21 protein-coding genes are annotated in these 19,659 nt (G+C 67.6%); 11 read left to right on the forward strand and 10 right to left on the reverse strand.

Annotated elements, in window-relative coordinates:
- Positions 1-42: 42 nt before the first annotated feature.
- The 7 genes from G5V65_RS15435 to G5V65_RS15465 form a co-directional block, all read right to left on the reverse strand.
- On the reverse strand, positions 43-519 hold the full coding sequence (locus G5V65_RS15435; RefSeq protein ID WP_165051797.1) for a cupin domain-containing protein: 477 nt from the start codon (positions 517-519) through the stop codon (positions 43-45).
- A complete protein-coding gene (locus G5V65_RS15440) occupies positions 519-1,730 on the reverse strand; it encodes an acetyl-CoA C-acetyltransferase (RefSeq protein ID WP_165051800.1) in 1,212 nt (403 codons plus the stop codon). Before G5V65_RS15440 ends, G5V65_RS15435 begins: the two co-directional genes overlap by 1 nt.
- Before the next feature lie 11 nt (positions 1,731-1,741).
- Positions 1,742-2,377, reverse strand: a complete 636-nt coding sequence (locus G5V65_RS15445; protein WP_165051802.1) for a glutathione S-transferase family protein — start codon at positions 2,375-2,377, stop codon at positions 1,742-1,744.
- 252 nt (positions 2,378-2,629) lie between these two features.
- Entirely contained in the window at positions 2,630-2,842 is a 213-nt protein-coding gene (locus G5V65_RS15450) for a hypothetical protein (RefSeq protein ID WP_165051804.1), read from the reverse strand.
- A 66-nt stretch (positions 2,843-2,908) separates the two neighbouring features.
- Positions 2,909-4,687 (reverse strand): acyl-CoA dehydrogenase C-terminal domain-containing protein, encoded by a 1,779-nt coding sequence (locus G5V65_RS15455; RefSeq protein ID WP_165051806.1) that lies wholly within the window; start codon positions 4,685-4,687, stop codon positions 2,909-2,911.
- 15 nt (positions 4,688-4,702) lie between these two features.
- Entirely contained in the window at positions 4,703-5,104 is a 402-nt protein-coding gene (locus G5V65_RS15460; RefSeq protein ID WP_165051808.1) for a MerR family transcriptional regulator, read from the reverse strand.
- A 138-nt stretch (positions 5,105-5,242) separates the two neighbouring features.
- The gene (locus G5V65_RS15465) at positions 5,243-5,626 is read right to left on the reverse strand and encodes a MerR family transcriptional regulator (RefSeq protein ID WP_165051811.1); all 384 of its coding nucleotides are present in this window, start codon (positions 5,624-5,626) and stop codon (positions 5,243-5,245) included.
- Between the two features lie 125 nt (positions 5,627-5,751).
- Between G5V65_RS15465 and G5V65_RS15470 the strand changes: the two genes are divergently transcribed.
- On the forward strand, positions 5,752-6,198 hold the full coding sequence (locus G5V65_RS15470) for a PaaI family thioesterase (protein WP_165051813.1): 447 nt from the start codon (positions 5,752-5,754) through the stop codon (positions 6,196-6,198).
- Complete coding sequence (locus G5V65_RS15475) at positions 6,195-6,713, forward strand: PaaI family thioesterase (RefSeq protein WP_165051815.1); 519 nt, start codon at positions 6,195-6,197, stop codon at positions 6,711-6,713. Before G5V65_RS15470 ends, G5V65_RS15475 begins: the two co-directional genes overlap by 4 nt.
- Before the next feature lie 16 nt (positions 6,714-6,729).
- On the opposite strand, the gene G5V65_RS15480 is transcribed toward G5V65_RS15475, so the two are convergent.
- Entirely contained in the window at positions 6,730-7,632 is a 903-nt protein-coding gene (locus G5V65_RS15480; RefSeq protein ID WP_165051817.1) for a LysR family transcriptional regulator, read from the reverse strand.
- A gap of 97 nt (positions 7,633-7,729) precedes the next feature.
- Between G5V65_RS15480 and G5V65_RS15485 the strand changes: the two genes are divergently transcribed.
- The 9 genes from G5V65_RS15485 (at position 7,730) to G5V65_RS15525 (ending at position 17,906) form a co-directional block, all read left to right on the forward strand.
- Positions 7,730-8,728, forward strand: coding sequence for an Ldh family oxidoreductase (locus G5V65_RS15485; protein WP_165051820.1), 999 nt, complete (start codon positions 7,730-7,732; stop codon positions 8,726-8,728).
- Positions 8,729-8,843: 115 nt separating this feature from the next.
- Positions 8,844-9,866 carry a glycine betaine ABC transporter substrate-binding protein gene (locus tag G5V65_RS15490; protein ID WP_165051822.1) on the forward strand — a complete coding sequence of 341 codons (1,023 nt, stop codon included), beginning with the start codon at positions 8,844-8,846 and terminating at the stop codon, positions 9,864-9,866.
- 60 nt (positions 9,867-9,926) lie between these two features.
- Positions 9,927-10,802, forward strand: coding sequence for an ABC transporter permease (locus G5V65_RS15495; RefSeq protein ID WP_165051824.1), 876 nt, complete (start codon positions 9,927-9,929; stop codon positions 10,800-10,802).
- The gene (locus G5V65_RS15500; protein WP_206526821.1) at positions 10,799-11,821 is read left to right on the forward strand and encodes a quaternary amine ABC transporter ATP-binding protein; all 1,023 of its coding nucleotides are present in this window, start codon (positions 10,799-10,801) and stop codon (positions 11,819-11,821) included. The genes G5V65_RS15495 and G5V65_RS15500 overlap by 4 nt, the downstream gene beginning before the upstream one ends.
- Before the next feature lie 8 nt (positions 11,822-11,829).
- Positions 11,830-13,281 (forward strand): aldehyde dehydrogenase family protein, encoded by a 1,452-nt coding sequence (locus G5V65_RS15505; RefSeq protein ID WP_165051828.1) that lies wholly within the window; start codon positions 11,830-11,832, stop codon positions 13,279-13,281.
- A complete protein-coding gene (locus G5V65_RS15510) occupies positions 13,278-14,294 on the forward strand; it encodes a membrane dipeptidase (protein ID WP_165051831.1) in 1,017 nt (338 codons plus the stop codon). The genes G5V65_RS15505 and G5V65_RS15510 overlap by 4 nt, the downstream gene beginning before the upstream one ends.
- Positions 14,291-15,955: a hypothetical protein gene (locus G5V65_RS15515; protein WP_165051833.1), complete on the forward strand. Its 1,665-nt coding sequence runs from the start codon at positions 14,291-14,293 to the stop codon at positions 15,953-15,955. Before G5V65_RS15510 ends, G5V65_RS15515 begins: the two co-directional genes overlap by 4 nt.
- Entirely contained in the window at positions 15,952-16,554 is a 603-nt protein-coding gene (locus G5V65_RS15520) for a DUF3726 domain-containing protein (protein WP_165051835.1), read from the forward strand. Before G5V65_RS15515 ends, G5V65_RS15520 begins: the two co-directional genes overlap by 4 nt.
- Positions 16,555-16,598: 44 nt before the next feature.
- Complete coding sequence (locus G5V65_RS15525; RefSeq protein WP_165051837.1) at positions 16,599-17,906, forward strand: MATE family efflux transporter; 1,308 nt, start codon at positions 16,599-16,601, stop codon at positions 17,904-17,906.
- A gap of 9 nt (positions 17,907-17,915) precedes the next feature.
- On the opposite strand, the gene G5V65_RS15530 is transcribed toward G5V65_RS15525, so the two are convergent.
- A complete protein-coding gene (locus G5V65_RS15530) occupies positions 17,916-18,698 on the reverse strand; it encodes a TIGR02186 family protein (protein ID WP_165051839.1) in 783 nt (260 codons plus the stop codon).
- Positions 18,695-19,612 carry a sulfite exporter TauE/SafE family protein gene (locus G5V65_RS15535; RefSeq protein WP_165051840.1) on the reverse strand — a complete coding sequence of 306 codons (918 nt, stop codon included), beginning with the start codon at positions 19,610-19,612 and terminating at the stop codon, positions 18,695-18,697. The genes G5V65_RS15530 and G5V65_RS15535 overlap by 4 nt, the downstream gene beginning before the upstream one ends.
- Positions 19,613-19,659 lie beyond the last annotated feature (47 nt).

Here is a 19,659-nt window from a genome sequence, read left to right on the forward strand (position 1 = left end):
CCTCCCCCGCCTGCGGGGGAGGGTCGGGGAGGGGGTCTTGCCTCATGCCCCGTCCTCCGGCCTGTAGGGCGTGCCGTCCCTGCGGGTGAAGGTCGCGCTGCCGTCTTCCACCACCACCTTCAGATCCACATCCGAATAGGTCGCCACTTCGCGCGGGGCCTTCGTCCCCACGACAAGGAACCGCGCCGGGGCGCCGCTGCGGTTGATGAAATGATGCCCGTCCGGCACATTGGCCGGAAAGGCCGCGCAATCGCCCGCGCGCATCACCTCTTCCCCCGCATCCGTCACCATCACGCATTCGCCCTCTGTCACCATGACGAATTCATCCTCCGCCATGTGCCAATGCCGGAGCGAGGACATCGCCCCCGGCTCCAGCGTCACGAGGTTCACCCCGAACTGCGTCAGCCCCCCCGCCTGGCCCAGCCGCAGCGAGGATCGCCCCGCCATCCTCTCGGCATAGGGCGCGGGATAGATCGACCCGGTCCGGACCGGGAGAGAGGCAAGGTCCAGCTTCGGCATCACACCCTCTCGATGATGGTGGCCGCCCCCATGCCCGACGCGATGCAGAGCGTGGCAAGGCCCGTGCCCTTGCCCGTGCGCTCCAGCTCGTCCAGCAGCGTGCCGATGATGATCGCCCCCGTCGCGCCAAGGGGATGGCCCATGGCGATGGAGCCGCCATTGGGGTTCACCTTCGCGGGGTCCACCTCGAAGGCCTGCAGGAAGCGCAGCACGACCGAGGCGAAGGCCTCGTTCACCTCGAACAGGTCGATGTCGGAAATCGACATGCCGCTGTCCTTCAGGATCTTTTCCGTCACCGGCACCGGGCCGGTCAGCATGATGGTGGGATCGGTGCCGATCTTTGCCGTGGCCCGGATCCGCGCGCGGGGCTTCAGCCCATGCGCGCGCCCGAATTCCGCATTGCCGATCAGGATCGCCGCCGCGCCATCCACGATGCCAGAGGAGTTGCCGGCGTGATGGATATGCTCGATCCGTTCCAGATGCGGGTATTTCATCAGCGCCAGCTTGTCGAAGCCGGGCATGGATTCGCCCATCTCCTTGAAGCTGGGTTTCAGCGCGCCCAGGGTCTGCATGTCGGTCCCCGGTCGCATGTATTCGTCATGGGCAAGGATCGTGAGGCCGTTCTGATCCCTCACCGGGACGACGGAATTGGCAAAGCGGCCTGCGGCCCAGGCTTCCGCCGCGCGGCGCTGCGATTCCACCGCCAGCGCGTCCGCCTGATCGCGGGTAAAGCCGTATTCGGTGGCGATGATGTCCGCGCTGATCCCCTGCGGCACGAAATAGGTCTTCATCGCCAGCGATGGATCAACGGCAATCGCCGCGCCATCGCTGCCCATCGCCACACGGCCCATCATCTCTACCCCACCCGCGATATAGGCGGCCCCCGCGCCGCCCTTCACCTGGTTGGCGGCAAGGTTCACCGCCTCCATCCCGCTTGCGCAGAAGCGGTTGATCGCAAGGCCGGGTATGGATTGGTCAAGGCCAGAGGCCAGCACGGCAGAGCGGGCAAGGCAGCCCCCCTGTTCGCCCACCTGCGTGACATTGCCCCAGATGACATCTTCCACCGCATGGCCCGTCAGGCCGTTCCTCTCTGCCAGCGCATCGAGGATGCGGGCGGAAAGGGTGACCGAGGTCACCTCATGCAGCGCGCCGTCGGGGCGGCCCTTGCCGCGGGGGGAACGGATGGCATCATAGATATAGGCGTCGGTCATCGTCGTCTCCTTCATGCCCGATCCGAGGGATTGCCAGGCATCATGTCATAGGGGTGCTTCCAGCCGGGCAGGGCGGCGATGCCTGCAAGCCAGCGGTCGATCCGGGGCCAGTCCGCGCGGGAAAAGCCGAAGGGCTCGGGGTAGTAGAGATAGGAACAACAGGACAGGTCCGCGATGGTGGGGCCATCGCCCACGATCCAGTCGCGCCCTTCCAGATGGGCCTCCAGCACCCCATAGGCCGCCTTCAGCCGCCCCTGCAGGAAGGGGATCACGCCTTCGGGCCGCTTTTCGGCGGGCAGGAAATTCGACAGGAACCGGCAGGTTCCCACCTGCGTCGACAGCTTGTGATTGTCCCAGAACAGCCAGCGCAGCACCTCGCGCCGTTCCGCCGCCGAACGCCCGCCAAGCTGGCCGGTCTTGGAAGAGATGTAGTCAAGGATCACGCCGGATTGGGTAAGGGTCGTGTCACCCTCCACCAGCACCGGCACCTCGCCCATCGGGTTGATCGCGCGGAAGGCCGGCCCCCGCGTCTCGCCCCCGAAGAAATCCACGAAGACCGGCTCCCATTCCGTCCCGGTCAGGGTCAGCGACAGCGCGCATTTGTAGGCGTTCCCGCTTTCGCCGAAACAATAGAGCTTCATTCCCATCCGTTCCTCCCAGCCCCACCACCCGGGGGCTTCACCCCCGGACCCCGAGGGTATTTGGACCAAGACGAAGCAACGTTTCCTTCATCTTTGCCCGTCATCCTTGCCGCGCGGTACAGGCTGGGGAGCCGATGACCGCCCGGGACGAAGCGCCGCATCCTGCCCCGAGGATAGCCAAGCCGTAGGCACAGGATGCGGCGTGCGGTCCTGTCTTCGTCTCGGCCCAAATACCCTCTTCCTCCCTCTCTGCCCGCGCTACCGCTTCCTGTCGTCCAGTTCCGAATTGAACAGGCGCAGGCGATGGGTAAGGTTCTCCCTGTCCATCACGCTGTCGAAATTCTCGAACAGGAAGGACAGCGCCTCGCCCTCGTCCAGCCCGGCCTCCTGCGCGAATCGCTTCAGCTTGCGATAGCCGTCCTCGGTCATGGCGACCGGGAAGCGGCGGGTCAGGCGAAAGCGTTTTGGCATCAGGGCCTCCTGTGGTCGGTTGTCTCGGGGGCGGAATTTTCGCAGAAAATTCGTAGCCCCCGAACCTTAGAACGCCTCCGCCCGCAGCGCCATCACCGGCTCCGCCCCGCTTTCGATCCGCGCCAGATGCATCGCGCAGGCGGGCAGCTGGCGGGCCATGTAATAGCGGCCCGTGGCGATCTTGGCCTCGTAGAAATCGCGGTCCGCCGCGCCCGCATCCAGCGCGGCATGGGCGGCCTTGGCCATCTTCGCCCACATCAGCCCAAGGCAGACATGCCCCATCAGATGCATGAAATCATAGCTGCCCGACAGCGCGGCATTGGGGTTCTTCATGCCGTTCTGCATGAAATACATCCCCGCCCCCTGCAGCGCCTTCGATGCCCCTTTCAGCGGATCGAGGAACCCGGCCTTCAGCCGCTCATCCCCTTCATTCTCCTTCAGGAAGCCTTTCACCAGATCGAAGAAAGCCATCACATGCTTGCCGCCATCCGCCGCCAGCTTGCGCGCCACCAGATCCAGCGCCTGGATCCCGTTGGCGCCTTCGTAGATCATGGCGATCCTGGCATCGCGGGCGAATTGGGACATCCCCCATTCCTCGATATAGCCATGCCCGCCATAAACCTGCTGCGCCGCCACGGCCACGTCAAAGCCCTTGTCGGTCTGGAACCCCTTGATCACCGGGGTCAGCAGGGAAATCAGCCCCTCGGCCCCCGCATCGCCGTTGCGATGCGCCCGGTCAATCAGCGAGGCACCCCAGAAGGTGAAGGCCCGCGCGCCTTCGACGAAACTCTTCTGATCCATCAGGTTGCGGCGGATATCGGGATGCACGATCAGCGGATCGGCGGGGCCTTCGGGGTTCTTCACCCCCGTCACGTCGCGGCCCTGAAGCCGGTCCTTGGCATAGGCCAGCGCGTTCTGATAGGCGGCCTCGGCCACGGCATAGCCCTGCACACCCACGCCGATCCGCGCCTCGTTCATCATGGTGAACATGGCGCGCATGCCCTTGTGCAGATCGCCCAGCAGCCAGCCGGTCGCGCCGTCATAGTTCATCACGCAGGTGGCATTGCCATGGATGCCCATCTTCTCTTCGATCTTGCCGACCGACAGCGCGTTGCGCTGCCCCAGAGACCCGTCGGCATTCACCAGAAACTTCGGCACGATGAAGAGAGAGATGCCCTTCGTCCCCTCGCCACCCCCCGGCGCCTTGGCCAGAACGAGGTGGATGATGTTCTCGGCCATGTCATGTTCGCCCGCCGAGATGAAGATCTTCTGCCCGGTGATGCGATAGCTGCCATCCGCCTGCGGTTCGGCCCTGGTGCGCATCAGGCCCAGATCGGTGCCGCAATGCGGCTCGGTCAGGTTCATGGTGCCGGTCCACTGGCAGGAGACCATCTTGGGCAGATAGGTCGCCTTCTGCTCCTCCGTGCCATGGGCATGGATCGCCGAATAGGCGCCATGCGTCAGGCCCTGATACATGTTCAGCGCCATATTGGCCGCGACGAAGATCTCGCCCACCGCCGTGCCCATCACATAGGGCAGGCCCTGCCCGCCATAATCCGGGTCGCAATCCAGCGCGGTCCAGCCGCCTTCCTTCAGCTTCTCGAAGGCGTCCTTGAAGCCGCTCGGCGTGCGCACCACGCCATTCTCCAGCCGGCAGCCTTCGCGATCGCCCACGGCGTTCAGCGGGGCCAGCACGTCAGAGGCGAGCTTGCCCGCCTCTTCCAGAACGGCGGCGGTAAAGCCCGCATCCAGATCGGCATAGCCGGGAATGTCGGATGCGGTGATGTTCAGCACGTCATGCAGCACGAACTGCATGTCCTTCACGGGGGCGGCATAGCTGGGCATCGTCTTTCTCTCCTCCTATTCGGCGGCCTTGCGGAAGGCGGCAAGCACGCCCTCACCCCAGGCCATCTGTTCCTTCAGATCCGCGATCGCCTCATCCAGTTCGGCGCGCTGCCGCTCCATCTGCGCCAGCCGTTCGGCCGCCACCTCATAGGTGCGGCGCAATTGCGCCTCCTGCTGGCGACCCTCGCGGTCATACATGTCGAGAAGCTGGCGGATATCCTCCAGCGAGAAGCCGAACCGCTTGCCGCGCAGGATCAGCTTCAGCCGCGCGCGGTCGCGATAGGTGTAGAACCGCGCCGTGCCGCGCCGGATCGGCGACAGAAGTTCCTTGGCCTCATAGAACCGCAGCGTGCGCGGCGTCACCTCGAAGGTGTCGCACATGTCGCGGATCGTCAGCAGATCTTCCTTGGTGGTCATCGGGGCAACTCGTCTGGCAGCTTGCATCAGGTCACAGCATGACTCTGACGCCTTTCCCGAAGCTTACCAGACAAGTTGACGTGAACGTAAACGTAACGTGGCGTCACGGCGCGGGTGACGTGAAGTTCGCTTGCGGGATCACGCCTCGGGCAGTTTCGACAACTCCTCGACCGCCGTTTCGCGCAGGGCGCGCAGGTCGGCGATGGAAAGCTGCAACTCCTCGACCTGGCCATTCAGCGCGGCAAGCTGGCGGTCGGCCATCTGCAGCCAGGCCTCAAGCTGGCTGCGCGTGCCCTTCTGGCGATAGATCAGCAGCCATTGGCGGATCTCTTCCAGCGAAAAGCCGAAGCGCCGCCCGCGCAGGATCAGTGTCATCCGCGCCACCTCGCGCGGGCCATAGAACCGGGCGCGGCCTTCCTTTTCGGGCTGCAAGAGTTCGATATATTCGTAATAGCGCAGCGTTCGCGGCGTCACGTCGAACTTCGCGCACATCTCCTTGAAGCTGAGGCGGGTTTCGGACATCGGCACTCTCCTGACGGGGGCAGCATAGGCGCGCGGCAGGCAGCGCGCAATCGGCGCATGACGGCGGGGCAGGGGTTGCACATCACGGCGGCCGCGCGATTAATGGGTGCGAAAGGGATTTGGCAATGACCGACGTTACGGCACAGGATGTCACGGCACTGGCGCGGCGCTTCATCGAGGCGATCCCCCATTCCCGCGCTCTGGGGATGCATCTTGAATCGCTGGGTGCGGGGCGGGTGGTGATGACCATGCCCTATGACCTGCGCTTTGTCGGCGATCCGGCGACGGGCGTGCTGCATGGGGGCGCGGTCTCGGCCTTGATGGATACGGCCAGCGGGGCGGCGGTGATGTGCCATCCGGCCGCGCCCGCCTCGACCGCGACGCTGGACCTGCGGATCGACTATTTCCGCGCCGCCACCCCGGGCCAGACGATCACCGCCCGCGCCGAATGCTATCACGTGACCCGCTCTGTCGCCTTTGTCCGCGTCACGGCGACGGATGAGGATGAAAGCCGCCCCGTGGCGGCGGCGACGGGGGCCTTCACGCTTGACCGGCCCAAGGGGGCGAAATGACCCGTGCGAAACCCGAACCCGTCCAGGTGGTCAAGCAGCGCCGCGACGCCGCGCTGCGGGCGCTACTGTCGGGCGTGCCCTATATCCAGTATCTCGGCATCCAGTTCGACCGGCGCGGCGATGAGCTGACGGCGATCCTGCCCTTTGACGAAAAGCTGATCGGCAATCCGGCCCTGCCCGCCCTGCATGGCGGGGTGACGGCGGCCTTTCTGGAAGTGGCGGCGATCATCGAATTGTCATGGTCGATCCTGTGGGAAGAGATGGAGGCCGGCAAGATCGACCCCGCCGCCATCGCGGGCATGCCCCTGCGCCTGCCCAAGACCATTGATTTCACGGTGGATTACCTGCGCACGGGCCTGCCCCGCGATGCCTATGCCCGCGCCCGCGTCAACCGCTCGGGCCGCCGCTATGCCTCTGTCCATGTCGAGGCATGGCAGGACAACCGCGCCCGGCTTTTCGCGCAAGGCACGGGGCATTTCCTGATGCCCCCCGCCCCCGGCGAACCGGCCGAGTGATCCGCGCGGCCCACGCTCAGGCAATCGGCTCCAGCCCCAGCCGCCCGGCCTGCAACCGCGCATCCGCCGCGAACTGCCGCAGGAAAAGCTGCGCCACCGGGCTGGGAATGCGCCCGATGCGCCAGTGGATGCTGACCCGGCGCATGCAGGCCGGATCGGCCAGCGCGCGCGCCGTCAGGCTGGCGGGCAGGTTCACCGTGGCCAGCGCGGGCAGCAGCGTCACCCCCATCCCCGCCTGCACCATCGCCAGCAGCGAGGCGACATTGCGCACCGAAAACCGCGCCCCCAGCGCCAGCCGCTGAAACCCGGGCGAGGCAAGGCCGCGCGCGGCTTCGTTCAGGATCAGCGCCTCGCCCTCCAGATCGGCCCAGTCGGGCATCCGGGCCTGCGTCGCAAGGCGGCTGTCGCTGCGGCAGACAAGGCGAAAGGGATCGCGGAAGATCGGATCGCTGGCCAGCCCCGGCAGATCGGGCGGCAGCCCGGCAATGCCCAGATCCACCTGCCCCGTCTCCAGCAGATGCCGCACATCCGTGCTGTCGGTATCCACCAGATCAATGTCCAGATCGGGCCGCGTGGCGATGAAATCCTGCAGAAAGCCCGGCAGCAGCATCGTCGCCACCGACGGGACCGAGGCGATGCGCAACCGCCCGCTGCGCGCCTTCGACTGCGCCTCGATCCGCTCCATCGCGCGGTCATAGTCGCGCAGCAGGATCACCGACTGGTCGTAAAGGAACCGCCCCATATCCGTCAGGCTGGATTTGCGGTCGGTCTCGAACAGGGGGCAGCCCAGCCGCTCTTCGATCTGTTTCAGCGTCATCGACAGCGCCGAAGGCGTGCGGAACAGCCGGTCCGAGGCATCCTTGATATTGCCGTGATCGGCCACCTCGACAAAGGCGCGCAGGGCTTCGAGTCGCAGCATGGTTCAGTCCCGTTGAAGTTCACGCAAGAAGTACTGTGTTGAACTGAAGCCCGCAATCGTGACCCTGCCCCTGATCGCGAAAAGAGGGGACGGGCCGATGCGGATGACACTGGATGAGGTAGAGGCGCTGGCGCTGGCCCGCCTGCGCGCGGCGGGGGCATCCGACATGCAGGCGGGGCCGGTGGCGCGGTCGATCCGCGCGGCAGAACGCGATGGCGTGCGGTCGCATGGGCTGATGTATCTGCCGGTCTATGCCGATCATCTGACCTGCGGCAAGGTGGACGGGCAGGCCCGTCCCGCCCTGTCGCAGCCCCGCGCCGGGGCGGTGGTGGTGGATGCGGCCCATGGCTTTGCCCATCCGGCCATCGACGCGGGCCTGCCCGCCCTGATCGCCGCCGCCCGCACCTGCGGGATCGCGGCGCTGACGCTGCGCCGGTCCTACAATTGCGGCATCCTTGGCCATCACGCCGAAGCCATCGCCGGGGCGGGGCTGATCGGGCTTTGCTTCACCCATGCGCCCGCCTCCATCGCGCCCCCGGGGGGGCGGGTGCCGGTGATCGGCACCAACCCCCTTGCGCTGGCCCTTCCCGATGGCGCGGGCGGCGCGCGTTTCGTGCTGGATCAATCGGCCAGCGTCGTGGCGAAATCCGAGGTGATGCTGCGCGCCCGCCGGGGCGAGGCGATCCCCGAGGGCTGGGCGCTGGATGACCAGGGCCGCCCGACCACCGATCCCGAGGCCGCGCTGAAAGGCTCCATGCTGCCCGCGGGCGGGGCCAAGGGCTTTGGCGCGGGGCTATTGGTCGAGGTGCTGGCCTCCGCCCTGTCGGGCGCGGTGGCCAGCCGCGACGCCAGCCCCTTTTCCGGCCCCGCGGGCGGGCCGCCCGGCACCGGGCAATGCTTCATCGCCATCGACCCGGCGGCCTTTGCCCCGGGCTTTGCCGAACGCATCGCGGCCCTTGCCGGGGCCATCGAAGGCCAGCCCGGCGCGCGCCTGCCCGGCAGCCGCCGCATCGCCGCACGGGCAAGGATCGAGGCAGAGGGAACCCTGATCGACGACGATCTGGCCCGGCGCCTGGGCCTCGCGACGGGCAGTTAAGAAAAACTGAAATCAATCTCATCCGTTATCGTTTGATTGAAGCGACGCCCGGCCCGAGACTGCTGTCCAGAACGGGCCGGGGCCGAACCCCGCCCCCTGTCAGGAGAGGTTCACGATGACACAGACCCCCCGCCTTCCCACCCCCCGCCTTGCCGCACTTGCCGCCCTTGCCCTTGCGGGCATGGCGCAGGCCCAGCCCGCCGCCGCGCAGGATTGCGGCAGCGCCGGCACCATCACCGTGGCCGAGATGACCTGGCTTTCCGCCGCCACCTTGGCCCATGTCGCGCAAAAGATCATGGAAGCAGGCTATGGCTGCGACGCGCAGCTTGTGCCGGGCGATACCGTGCCCACGGCCACCTCGATGCTGACCCGCTCCACCCCCACCGTCGCGCCGGAGCTTTGGGTGTCCACCGTGCAGGCCCAATGGGACGAGATGCAGGCCAAGGGCAATGTCTACAAGGCCTCTGACATCTTCGCCGGTGGCGGGCAGGACGGGCTCTGGGTGCCGGATTACGTGCTGGAACAGAACCCGCAGCTGAAATCCATCGAGGATCTGGCCGCCAACTGGCAGATCTTCGAAGATAACCAGAACCCCGGCAAGGGCAGGCTTTACAACGGCCCCCCCGGCTGGGCGAGCGAGGTAATCATCACCAACTATTACAAGGCTCTGAAGCTTGAGGATTCGTTCGAGCTGTTCTCGCCGGGATCGGGCGAAAACCTCAAGGCCTCCATCGCGCGGGCCGTGGCGCAGGGCGCGCCTTGGGTCGGCTATTACTGGGGGCCGTCGGATGTGGTGGGCAAGTTCAAGCTGGTCCGCCTCGGCATGCCCGAAAGCGACCGGGAAAAGTTCACCTGCCTGACCGATGCCAATTGCGCCGATCCGCAGGTCACCGGCTGGGCCGCGGGCGAGGTGGCGGTCGCCGTCGTGTCGGACCTGAAGGATCAGGCCCCCGCCGTGGCCGATTTCCTGTCGAAGATGCAGGTCCCGAATGACGAGATCAGCACCGTGCTGGCCTGGGGCGATGACAACGGCGCCACCCCCGAAGAGGTGGCCGTGCATTTCCTGAAGGAATACGATGCGATCTGGGGTGCCTGGGTGCCCGCCGAAGTGGCCGAGAAGGTGAAATCCTCGCTTTGATGATGATCGCCGGTCGCCCCCCGATGCCGGGGGGCGGCCTGCCTGACAAGGACCATTCCCATGACATCCGGCTTCCCCGAACTGTGGGACACGCGCGCCTTCGGCCGCGCGCTGGACGCAGGTTTCAACAGCATCGTCGCCAATTGGGGCGAAACGCTGGAGCTTCTGTTCATGCCCGTGCTGCGCGGCATCACGGGGCTGGAGCGGGGGCTGCAAACCCTGCCCTGGTGGGTGGTGGTGGCGCTGTTCTGCGCGGCCACATGGGGGGCTGCCCGCCGCTGGCCGCCGGTCGCCGCAGTGGCGCTGCTGCTGGTGCTGCTGGGCCTTCTGGGTGTCTGGAACGAGGCGATGGCCACGGTCGCGCTGATGCTGGCCGCGACGGTGCTGTCGGTCCTGATCGGCATGCCGCTGGGCATCGCCATGTCGCGCTCCGACAGGCTGCGCGGCGGGATGCTGCCGGTCCTCGACATCATGCAGACCATGCCGATCTTCGTCTACCTGATCCCCTTCGTCATGCTCTTCGGCCCCGGCAAGATCCCGGCGCTGCTCGCCACCATCGTCTTCGCCATCCCGCCGGTGATCCGGCTGACAGACCTTGGCATCCGCCAGGTCGATCCCGAAATCGTCGAAGCCTCGCGCGCCTTCGGCGCCTCGCCGCGCCAGCAACTCTGGTCGGTGCAGGTGCCGCTGGCCATGCCCACCATCATGGCGGGCATCAACCAGACCACGATGATGGCCCTGTCCATGGTGGTGATCGCCTCGATGATCGGGGCGGGCGGCCTTGGCTATCAGGTGCTGCAGGGCATCCAGCGGCTGGAAGTGTCGCGCGGCCTGATCGCGGGGCTGGGCATCGTGCTGCTGGCGATCATCTTCGATCGCATCGCGCAAAGCTATGGCCGCCGCGTCCAGGCCAACCTGCACCGCGAGGGGAAATGATGCGCCCGGTGAAGATCCATGTCGAAGCCGTGTCCAAGGTCTTTGGCCGCGATCCCAGGGGCGCGCTGGCCAAGGTCCATGCAGGCATGGACAAGACCCGCCTTAAGGACGAGACGGACCATGTCCTTGGCCTGCATGACATCACGCTGGATATCCGGGCGGGCGAAACCTTCGTCATCATGGGCCTGTCGGGATCGGGCAAAAGCACCCTGATCCGCCATTTCAACCGCCTGATCGAACCGACGGGGGGGCGCATCCTGTTCGATGGCGAGGATATCCTCGGCTTCGATGCCGCGCGGCTGCAGGCCTTCCGCCGCCGCAAGGTGGCGATGGTGTTCCAGCGCTTTGCCCTGCTGCCGCACCGCACGGTGATCGAGAATGTGGCCTATGGCCTTGCCCTCGATGGCGTGGCGCGGCTTGAGGCGCATCGCCGCGCGGGCGAACAGATCGCGCTGGTGGGGCTGGCCGGGTTCGAGAACAGCTATCCCGCCCAGCTTTCGGGCGGCATGCAGCAGCGCGTCGGGCTGGCCCGGGCCTTGGCCACCGATGCCGAGGTGCTGCTGATGGATGAGGCCTTCTCGGCCCTCGACCCGCTGATCCGGCATGACATGCAGTTGCAGCTGAAGGAACTTCAGGCGCGGCTGGGCAAGACCATCGTCTTCATCACCCATGATCTCGACGAGGCGCTGCTTCTGGGCGACCATATCGCCATCCTGAAGGATGGCACCCTGCGGCAGGTGGGAACCGGGGCGGAAATCCTGGCCGCCCCCGCCGATGACTATGTCGCGCGCTTCGTGCGCGATGTGAACCGCAGCCGCATCCTGCTCTGCGGGGCCTTTGCCGATGCGGGGCTGATCCCGCCGCCCGATGCCCCGGTGATCGAGGCCGGGGCCACGCTGGAATCCGCCTTCGCCGCCTTTGCGCAGGGCGCGCAGGCCGTGGCGGTGCGGGATGAGGCAGGGCAGATCGCGGGCGGCCTGACCGCCCGGCAGGTGATGCAGGCGCTGGCACGGCAATGAGGACGGCTATGGACATCGAGACACGCAACTACATCGCAGGCGCATGGTGCGCGGGCGAGGGCACGGTTGCCAACATCAACCCCTCGGACCTGACCGATGTGATCGGTCATTTCGCCCAAGGCTCGGTTGCAGATGTGGATCGCGCCGTGGCCGCCGCCCGCGCGGCGCAGCCGCACTGGGCAGCGGCCGGCATCCAGCGCCGCCATGATGCCCTGATGCAGATCGGCACCGAACTCATGGCCCGCGCGGCCGAGATCGGCGCGCTTCTCTCGCGTGAGGAAGGCAAGCCGCTGGCCGAAGGCAAGGGCGAGGTCTATCGCGCGGGCCAGTTCTTCACCTGGTTCGCGGCCGAGGCGCTGCGCTGCCAGGGCGATCAGGCCGAAAGCGTCCGTCCGGGGGTGGAAATCGAGGTGCGGCGCGAAGCGCTGGGCGTCGTGGCCATCGTCACGCCCTGGAATTTCCCGGTGGCGACACCCGCCTGGAAGATCGCCCCCGCGCTGGCCTATGGCAATGCGGTGGTGTGGAAACCGGCGAACCTGACCCCGGCCTCTGCGGTGGCGCTGGCGCAGGTCATCGCGCGGGCGGGGCTGCCTGCGGGCACCTTCAACATGGTGATGGGCGCGGGCCGCGCCCTGGGCGATGCGCTGGTCGGCCATCCCGACGTGGCCGCCGTCACCTTTACCGGATCGGTCGAGGTGGGCCAGTCCATCGCCGCCCGCGTCCTGACAAACCGCGCGAAACTGCAGATGGAGATGGGGTCGAAGAACCCCATGCTCATCATGGATGATTGCGACATGGACCTTGCCGTGGCCCATGCCTGCAACGCGGCCTTCGGCGGGACGGGGCAGAAATGCACCGCCGCCTCGCGCCTGATCGTGCATCGCAAGGTGCTGGAGGAATTCACCACCCGCCTCGTCGCTGCTGCCGAAGCCCTGCGCGTGGGCCACGCGCTGGAAGAGGGCACCCAGATCGGCCCCGTGGTCAGCGAAGGCCAGCTTTCCGCCAATCTCGACTGGGTCGCGAAAGGCCGGGCCGAGGGCGCCACCCTCCTGACCGGGGGCCAACGCCTCGACCGCCCCACGCAGGGCCATTTCATGGCCCCCGCCATCCTTGCCGACACCACCAACGCCATGGGCGTCAACCGGGCCGAGATGTTCGCCCCCATCACCTGCATCATCCCCGCAGACAGCTATGCCGAGGCGCTCTCCCTCGCCAATGACACCCCCTTCGGCCTGACGGCGGGGATCATGACCCGCAGCCTCGCCCGTGCCGCACATTTCCGTGCCAACATGCGCGCGGGCTGTGTCATGGTGAACCTGCCCACGGCGGGAACGGATTACCACGTCCCCTTCGGCGGGCGCGGCCTGTCCTCCTTCGGCCCGCGCGAGCAGGGCCGCTACGCGGCCGAGTTCTTTACAACGGTCAAGACCGCCTACATGGCGGCAGGGGTCCCGGAATGAGTTACCTGATCGACGGGCTGCAATATTCCAACTGGTCGGAAGAGATCTTTCGCCAGTTGCGCGCGGGCGGGGTGGATGCCGTCCATGTGACGCTGGTCTATCACGAGAATTTCCGCGAGACGGTGGCGAATATCGAACGCTGGAACCGCTGGTTCGAACGCTGGCCCGACCTGATCTTCCAGGGCTTCACTGCCGCCGACATCGCCCATGCCCGCGCCACCGGGCGCACCGCCATCTTCTTCGGATCGCAGAACCCCTCCTGCATCGAGGATGACATCGGCCTTGTCGAAGTCCTCCATCGCCTTGGCCTGCGCTTCATGCAACTGACCTACAACAACCAGTCCCTCCTCGCGACCGGCTGCTATGAGGCCGAAGATACCGGCCTTACCCGCATGGGCCGCGAAGTGGTGGCCGAGATGAACCGCATCGGCATGGTCGTGGACATGAGCCATTCGGGCGAACGCTCCACCCTTGCGGCGCTGGACCATTCCACCCGCCCCATCGCCATCACCCATGCCAACCCCGCCCTTTGGCACCCCGCGCGGCGCAACAAATCCGATGCCGTGATCGGCGCGCTGGCGCAGACGGGGGGGATGCTGGGCTTCTCGCTTTACCCCCATCACCTGAAGGATGGCAGCGCCTGCTCCCTCGCGGAATTCTGCAGCATGATCGCCCGCACGGCGGAACGCTTCGGCACCCATTTCCTGGGCATCGGCACCGACCTTTGCCAGAACCAGCCCGACAGCGTGGTGGAATGGATGCGCACCGGGCGCTGGACCAAGGCCGTTGATTACGGCGAAGGCAGCAAGGATGCGCCGGGCTTTCCCGCCATGCCCGCATGGTTCCGCGACAATCGCGATTTCGGCACGATCGCCGATGGCCTGCGCGCCACCGGATTCTCGGGAACCGAGGTCGCCGCGATCATGGGCGGCAACTGGGCGCGCTTCTTCGCCGCCTCCTTCGGGGCAGCCGGGCAGGGGGCCGAGGCGCAGGGCAAGAGGGCGGCGGAATGACCATCGCGGAACGGGCAGACCCGGCACAGGACATCGCCCCGCGCGATCCCGATAGGGTGATGCGCCTGTCGCGCATGGGATCGGCCCATCCGATGCGCCTGTCCTTCCTGCGCGTGCTGCTGCGGCGGATGCAGGCCGAAGGCTGGCGCTTTGACCGCCCCCTGTGGGAGATGGACGCGCGCGGCACCGGCCGCGCCGTCTATCGCGCGCGCGGCCCGGAACGCAGCTATTGCCTTGTGGCCTTCGCCCATGACCTGCCCGACGAGATGCGCTCTGACCGCGTCATCGCCACCGCCTGGGATGCGACCTTCGCCCTTGTCGATGGCGAACCCGACGCCGCCGATCTGGATCGCCTCGCCGCCAATGTCCCCCTGCAGGAAGCCGGGCGCATCAGCGCGAAGGAACTTTCCCTCAGCCGCGCCAACCGCTCTGTCCGGCTGTTCTCCCATGTGGTGGACCGGCTGGCGCAGGGCCAGCAACCCGACCGGGCCGAGATCGACGCCGTGGGCTATCTGATGCGCACCACCGCCGTCTATGGCTCGGGCAAGTTCGGCGCGGCGGATCGCGATTGCATCGCGGCCCGCCCCGAACTCAAGGCCCCCTTCCAGGCCGAGATGCTCTCGGTCTGGCTGACCCGCGCCTTCACCGTGGATATCGCCGAACATCTGGCGCAGGTGCGGGGCGGGGCGCGCGCGGTCCGGATGGACCGCGCCCTGCGCCGCCGCCTGGGGGTGGGCAATTCCACCGGGCTGGGGATGGCGCCCTTCCTCGTGCGCCATCCCCGCCTCCTGAACAACTGGATGACGGTCCGCGAAACCGCGCTGGCCCGCGTCCGCGCGCTCCCCTCGGCCGATGGGGCCGCCCGCGCCGCCTTCCGTCAGGCGCTGGCAGGGGCGCAGGAAAACGCCACGCTCTGGCACAGCGACCATCCCGCGCAGATCCGCAAGCTGGACATGCTGCGCCATGATCTCGACATCCTCGCCACCCATGTGGACCATGTCTGGACCCCCGCCGCGCCGCGCCCCTGGGATGCGCTCTGGCGCTGGGGCGAAGGGGTGCTGTCGGAAGAGGGGCAGGAATGCCTGCTTTCCCTGCTTCTCGAACCGCATGGCGCGGTGGTGGATGATCTGGCCGATGGCCTCGACGCGGATGAGGAGACGGGCTTTCCCCTTGACGGCAGCCTGCCCCTTGCCACCCTGCGCGCCATCCTCGCCCGCGATTACGGCTGGGTCCGCGCCTTCGATTTCGCCGATCCGGCCCGCTCTGCCCGCTTCTGGTATGTGTCCGAGGAAAAGCTGGAACCCCGCCTTGGCAACCGCCACGAAGAGGCAGGCCAGGAAAGGGAGCAACCCCTTGGCATCGCCCGCGCCATCGCCGCGCTGGCCGCTGCCCTTGCCGCCTTTCCCGAAGGGGCCACATTGGCGGCCTTCCTGCTGCGCCACCCCGAACACCGCCACACGGCGCGCCGCCTGCTGATGCTGCGCGGCCTGCCCTATGCCGAGATCCGCGACAACCTGCTGGATGCCGCCATGCTGCCCATCGACATCCTGCGCTGCAAGCTGGCCTTCTTCGGGGCCACCCGCTTTGATCCGCGCTCGGACCGCTGGGTGCGGATCAGCCTGTTCCAGGGCCAGCCCTACCCAGACGAGTTGGGCGCATGACCACCGCCCCCATCGACATGGCGATGTCCGAACTGCGCGCGCTGGTGACCAAGGCCGCGCGCGGCGCGGGGCTGGGCTGGGGCCATGCCGAAGAGGCAGGCTGGGCCGCCGAATGGCTGGCCCGCCGGGGCCTGCCTGCCGCCGATTGGGCGACGCTCTGGCTGGCCCATTTCGTCGCGGGGGGGCAGGGGCCCGTCACCATCGGGGCGGCGCTTGCCGACAGGTTTGCTTCCGCCGATGGTCCATTGCCAAGGGAACTGCTGCCCGACGATCTGCCCGCGCCGGGCTATCTGCTGCCCTTCCTGAATCTGATCGCCCGCGAACGGGGGCCTGTCGCCCTTTGTGCGGACGGGATCGCCGTTGCAACGGTCGATCCCGATGGCGGGGTGGCCTTCGGGCCGGGCTGGGCGCAGGCCAGCGCGGGCTGGTCCATCGCCCCCGCCACAGAGATACCCACCACGGTCGCCACCACGACCTCCCGCGCCCTCGTCTCGGCTTCAGTGATCGACTGCCTCGACGGGCTGGCCCTGCGCACCACCGTCCCGCCCTCCGATGCCTCGCGCCGCAATGCGGGCGCGGCCAGTTCCGATAACGACTGACCCCCCTTCCCCCCGCCGCGCCGATCCGCCATGGTCGGGCGGCCATGTCCACGATCACCCATCGCCGCCTGCTCGGGATCGCCGCGCCCATCGTCCTGTCCAATGCGACAGTGCCGCTTCTGGGGGCGGTGGATACCGGCGTGGTGGGCCAGATGGGGCAGGCCGCCCCCATCGGGGCCGTGGGCGTGGGATCGGTGATCCTGATCTCGCTCTACTGGATCTTCGGCTTCCTGCGCATGGGCACCTCGGGCCTTGCCGCCCAGGCCCATGGCGCGGCCGACCTGCCCGAACGCGGGGCGATCCTGCTGCGCGCCCTGCTGATCGGCGCGGCGGCGGGGCTGGCCTTCATCCTGCTGCAGGGCCCGCTCTTTCACGTGGCCTTCCTGATCGCCCCCGCCGGGGACGAGGTGGAGGCCCTTTCGCGCGACTATCTGGCGATCCGCATCTGGGGCGCCCCCGCCACCATCGCCGCCTATGCGCTGACGGGCTGGCTCATCGCGGTGGAACGCACGCGCGGCGTGCTGCTGCTGCAGCTCTGGATCAACGGGGTGAATGTGGCGCTGGACCTGTGGTTCGTCCTTGGCCTTGGCTGGGGCGTCTCCGGCGTCGCCGCCGCCACCCTGATCGCGGAATGGACGGGGCTTGCCCTCGGGCTCTGGCTCTGCCGCGACGGGGTGCTGCCGGTCTGGCGCGCGGCCTGGGCGCGGCTGCCCGACCGCGCCGCGCTGCGCGTCATGCTGGCGGTCAACCGCGATATCATGATCCGCTCGGTCCTGCTGCAACTCAGCTTCACCGCCTTTGTCTTCTTCGGCGCAAGGCTGGGCGATGTGACGCTGGCCGCCAATCAGGTGCTGCTGCAGTTCCTCTCCATCACCGCCTATGCGCTGGATGGCTTCGCCTTCGCCGCCGAAACCCTTGTGGGGCAGGCGGTGGGGGCAAAGGCGCGCGCCGACCTGCGCCGCGCCGCGCGGCTGTCGATGCAATGGGGCGTGGCCGGGGCGGCGCTGCTGGCTTTGGCCTTCGCGCTGGCAGGCCCCGCCCTGATCGACCTGATGACCACCGCCCCCGATGTCCGGGCCGAGGCGCGCGCCTATCTGCCCTGGCTTGTCGCGGCCCCCCTGATCGGCGTCTTTTCCTGGATCTATGACGGCATCTTCATCGGCGCCACCCTGACCGCCGAGATGCGGCGCACCATGATCCAGTCGGTCGCGATCTATGCGCTGGCGCTGGCCCTGCTGATGCCTGCCCTCGGCAATCACGGGCTCTGGGCCGCGCTGATGGTGCTGAACGCCGCGCGCGGCCTGACCATGGCCCGCGCCGCCCCCCGGGCCGAGGCGCGCATCGCCGCCTGACGCAGCCCCCTAGCGCCGCAATATCCCGAACCCGACCGAGGCCGCCCACCCCGCCCCCGCCGCCATCACCAGCGACAACAGGCCGTATAGCCAGGGCTGGCTGCGGGCCAGGCTGAACAGGAACCGCTCCAGCCCCTCCTTGCGCACGCCCACCACGCGATCCTGCGCATCCACCACCCGCCCGCCCCGCGTCAGGAAGATGCGCACCCGGTATTCGCCCTCGGTCAGGTTCGAGGGCAGCACGACATCGGCCCGGAACAGCGTCTGTTCGGTGAATTCCACCGCCCCCTGCAACACGCGGTACCGGCTTTCCCCGATGCGGATGCGCTGCATCGCCTCGATGAATTCGGTGGGGCTTCCGCTTTCATTCGCGGCACCGATGGCGCGGATCACCCGGGGCAGGGTGATGCGGTGGCGCAGATCCTCGGTCTCGGACAGGATCTGCCGCAGGGGGCCGGTCGTCACCACGGCATAGAAACTGGGGGCCGCGTCGATATGCACCGCTTCGGTATTGATCCAGATGCCCGCGCGGCGGTCCTTCTTGCGGATGGTGACCGGCGTCGCCGGCCCCTCGACGGTGATGATCACCTCCATCGCCCCCTCGGGGAGCGGCGCGTTGCGCTTGACCGCGCCATAGACCAGGATCTCCGACCCGTCGAAATCGGCGGTGATCGAGACGCGGTTCTGGCTCAGCCCCGCCACGATGCTTTCCGCCGCCGGGGCGGGGCTGCCCGCAGCCCCCATCGCCAGCGCGACGATCCCCAGCCCCTGCCGCAGGCCCGCCCCGCTCATGGCAGCACCCCGGGCATCACGGAATAAAGCTCGGACGGGCGGATCAGCAGGTCCAGCGCGATCTTCACCGAAACCGCCAGCACCAGAAGCGCCAGCAGGATGCGCAGCTGCTCTGCCTTCAGCCGGACCCCGATGCTCGTGCCGATCTGCGCGCCCACCACCCCGCCCAGGATCAGCAGCAGCGCCAGCAGGATATCGACCGTCTGGTTGGTCACCGCATGCATCAGCGTGGTAAAGGCCGTGACGAAGATGATCTGGAACAGCGATGTTCCCACCACCACCTTGGTGGGCATGCCCAGAAGATAGATCATCGCAGGCACCATGACGAACCCGCCACCCACCCCCATGATCGCCGCCAGAAACCCCACCAGCGCCCCCACCCCCAAGGGCGGCAGCACGCTGATGTAAAGGCCCGAGGCGCGGAATTTCATCTTGAAGGGCAGGCCATGCACCCAGGTATGCACATGCGCCCGCCGCACCGGCCCGCCGCGCTGCGACCGGAACCAGGCCCGCAGGCTTTCCTGCAGCATCATCGCCCCGATCAGGCCCAGGAACAGCACATAGGACAGCTGCACGAACAGATCGACCTGCCCCAGCCGCGTCATCCACTGGAACACCCAGATCCCCGCCGCCGATCCGACAAGCCCCCCCGCCAGCAGCACAAGGCCCATGCGGAAATCCACCGCCTTCCGCCTGAGCTGCGCCAGCACGCCGGAAATGGACGAGGCCACCACCTGATTGGCCCCGGTGGCCACCGCCACGGCGGGCGGCACCCCGATGAAGAACAGCAAGGGCGTGATCAGGAACCCGCCGCCCACGCCGAACATGCCCGACAGAAAGCCCACGATGCCGCCCAACCCCAGAAGGAGGAAGGCATTGACCGATACCTCGGCAATCGGAAGGTAAAGCTGCATGGGCAAGGCCGGGCAAGAAGCGGCAGTCAGACCAAAGGGTTGCGCCC

Source organism: Paragemmobacter kunshanensis, from assembly GCF_011059185.1.
Taxonomy (GTDB): domain Bacteria; phylum Pseudomonadota; class Alphaproteobacteria; order Rhodobacterales; family Rhodobacteraceae; genus Paragemmobacter; species Paragemmobacter kunshanensis.

Bases quoted from the DNA above. Each gene is read 5' to 3' on its own strand.
- G5V65_RS15435 (WP_165051797.1), bottom strand. From the start codon at position 519: ATGCCGAAGCTGGACCTTGCCTCTCTCCCGGTCCGGACCGGGTCGATC.
- G5V65_RS15440 (WP_165051800.1), bottom strand. From the start codon at position 1,730: ATGACCGACGCCTATATCTATGATGCCATCCGTTCCCCCCGCGGCAAG.
- G5V65_RS15445 (WP_165051802.1), bottom strand. From the start codon at position 2,377: ATGGGAATGAAGCTCTATTGTTTCGGCGAAAGCGGGAACGCCTACAAA.
- G5V65_RS15450 (WP_165051804.1), bottom strand. From the start codon at position 2,842: ATGCCAAAACGCTTTCGCCTGACCCGCCGCTTCCCGGTCGCCATGACC.
- G5V65_RS15455 (WP_165051806.1), bottom strand. From the start codon at position 4,687: ATGCCCAGCTATGCCGCCCCCGTGAAGGACATGCAGTTCGTGCTGCAT.
- G5V65_RS15460 (WP_165051808.1), bottom strand. From the start codon at position 5,104: ATGACCACCAAGGAAGATCTGCTGACGATCCGCGACATGTGCGACACC.
- G5V65_RS15465 (WP_165051811.1), bottom strand. From the start codon at position 5,626: ATGTCCGAAACCCGCCTCAGCTTCAAGGAGATGTGCGCGAAGTTCGAC.
- G5V65_RS15470 (WP_165051813.1), top strand. From the start codon at position 5,752: ATGACCGACGTTACGGCACAGGATGTCACGGCACTGGCGCGGCGCTTC.
- G5V65_RS15475 (WP_165051815.1), top strand. From the start codon at position 6,195: ATGACCCGTGCGAAACCCGAACCCGTCCAGGTGGTCAAGCAGCGCCGC.
- G5V65_RS15480 (WP_165051817.1), bottom strand. From the start codon at position 7,632: ATGCTGCGACTCGAAGCCCTGCGCGCCTTTGTCGAGGTGGCCGATCAC.
- G5V65_RS15485 (WP_165051820.1), top strand. From the start codon at position 7,730: ATGCGGATGACACTGGATGAGGTAGAGGCGCTGGCGCTGGCCCGCCTG.
- G5V65_RS15490 (WP_165051822.1), top strand. From the start codon at position 8,844: ATGACACAGACCCCCCGCCTTCCCACCCCCCGCCTTGCCGCACTTGCC.
- G5V65_RS15495 (WP_165051824.1), top strand. From the start codon at position 9,927: ATGACATCCGGCTTCCCCGAACTGTGGGACACGCGCGCCTTCGGCCGC.
- G5V65_RS15500 (WP_206526821.1), top strand. From the start codon at position 10,799: ATGATGCGCCCGGTGAAGATCCATGTCGAAGCCGTGTCCAAGGTCTTT.
- G5V65_RS15505 (WP_165051828.1), top strand. From the start codon at position 11,830: ATGGACATCGAGACACGCAACTACATCGCAGGCGCATGGTGCGCGGGC.
- G5V65_RS15510 (WP_165051831.1), top strand. From the start codon at position 13,278: ATGAGTTACCTGATCGACGGGCTGCAATATTCCAACTGGTCGGAAGAG.
- G5V65_RS15515 (WP_165051833.1), top strand. From the start codon at position 14,291: ATGACCATCGCGGAACGGGCAGACCCGGCACAGGACATCGCCCCGCGC.
- G5V65_RS15520 (WP_165051835.1), top strand. From the start codon at position 15,952: ATGACCACCGCCCCCATCGACATGGCGATGTCCGAACTGCGCGCGCTG.
- G5V65_RS15525 (WP_165051837.1), top strand. From the start codon at position 16,599: ATGTCCACGATCACCCATCGCCGCCTGCTCGGGATCGCCGCGCCCATC.
- G5V65_RS15530 (WP_165051839.1), bottom strand. From the start codon at position 18,698: ATGAGCGGGGCGGGCCTGCGGCAGGGGCTGGGGATCGTCGCGCTGGCG.
- G5V65_RS15535 (WP_165051840.1), bottom strand. From the start codon at position 19,612: ATGCAGCTTTACCTTCCGATTGCCGAGGTATCGGTCAATGCCTTCCTC.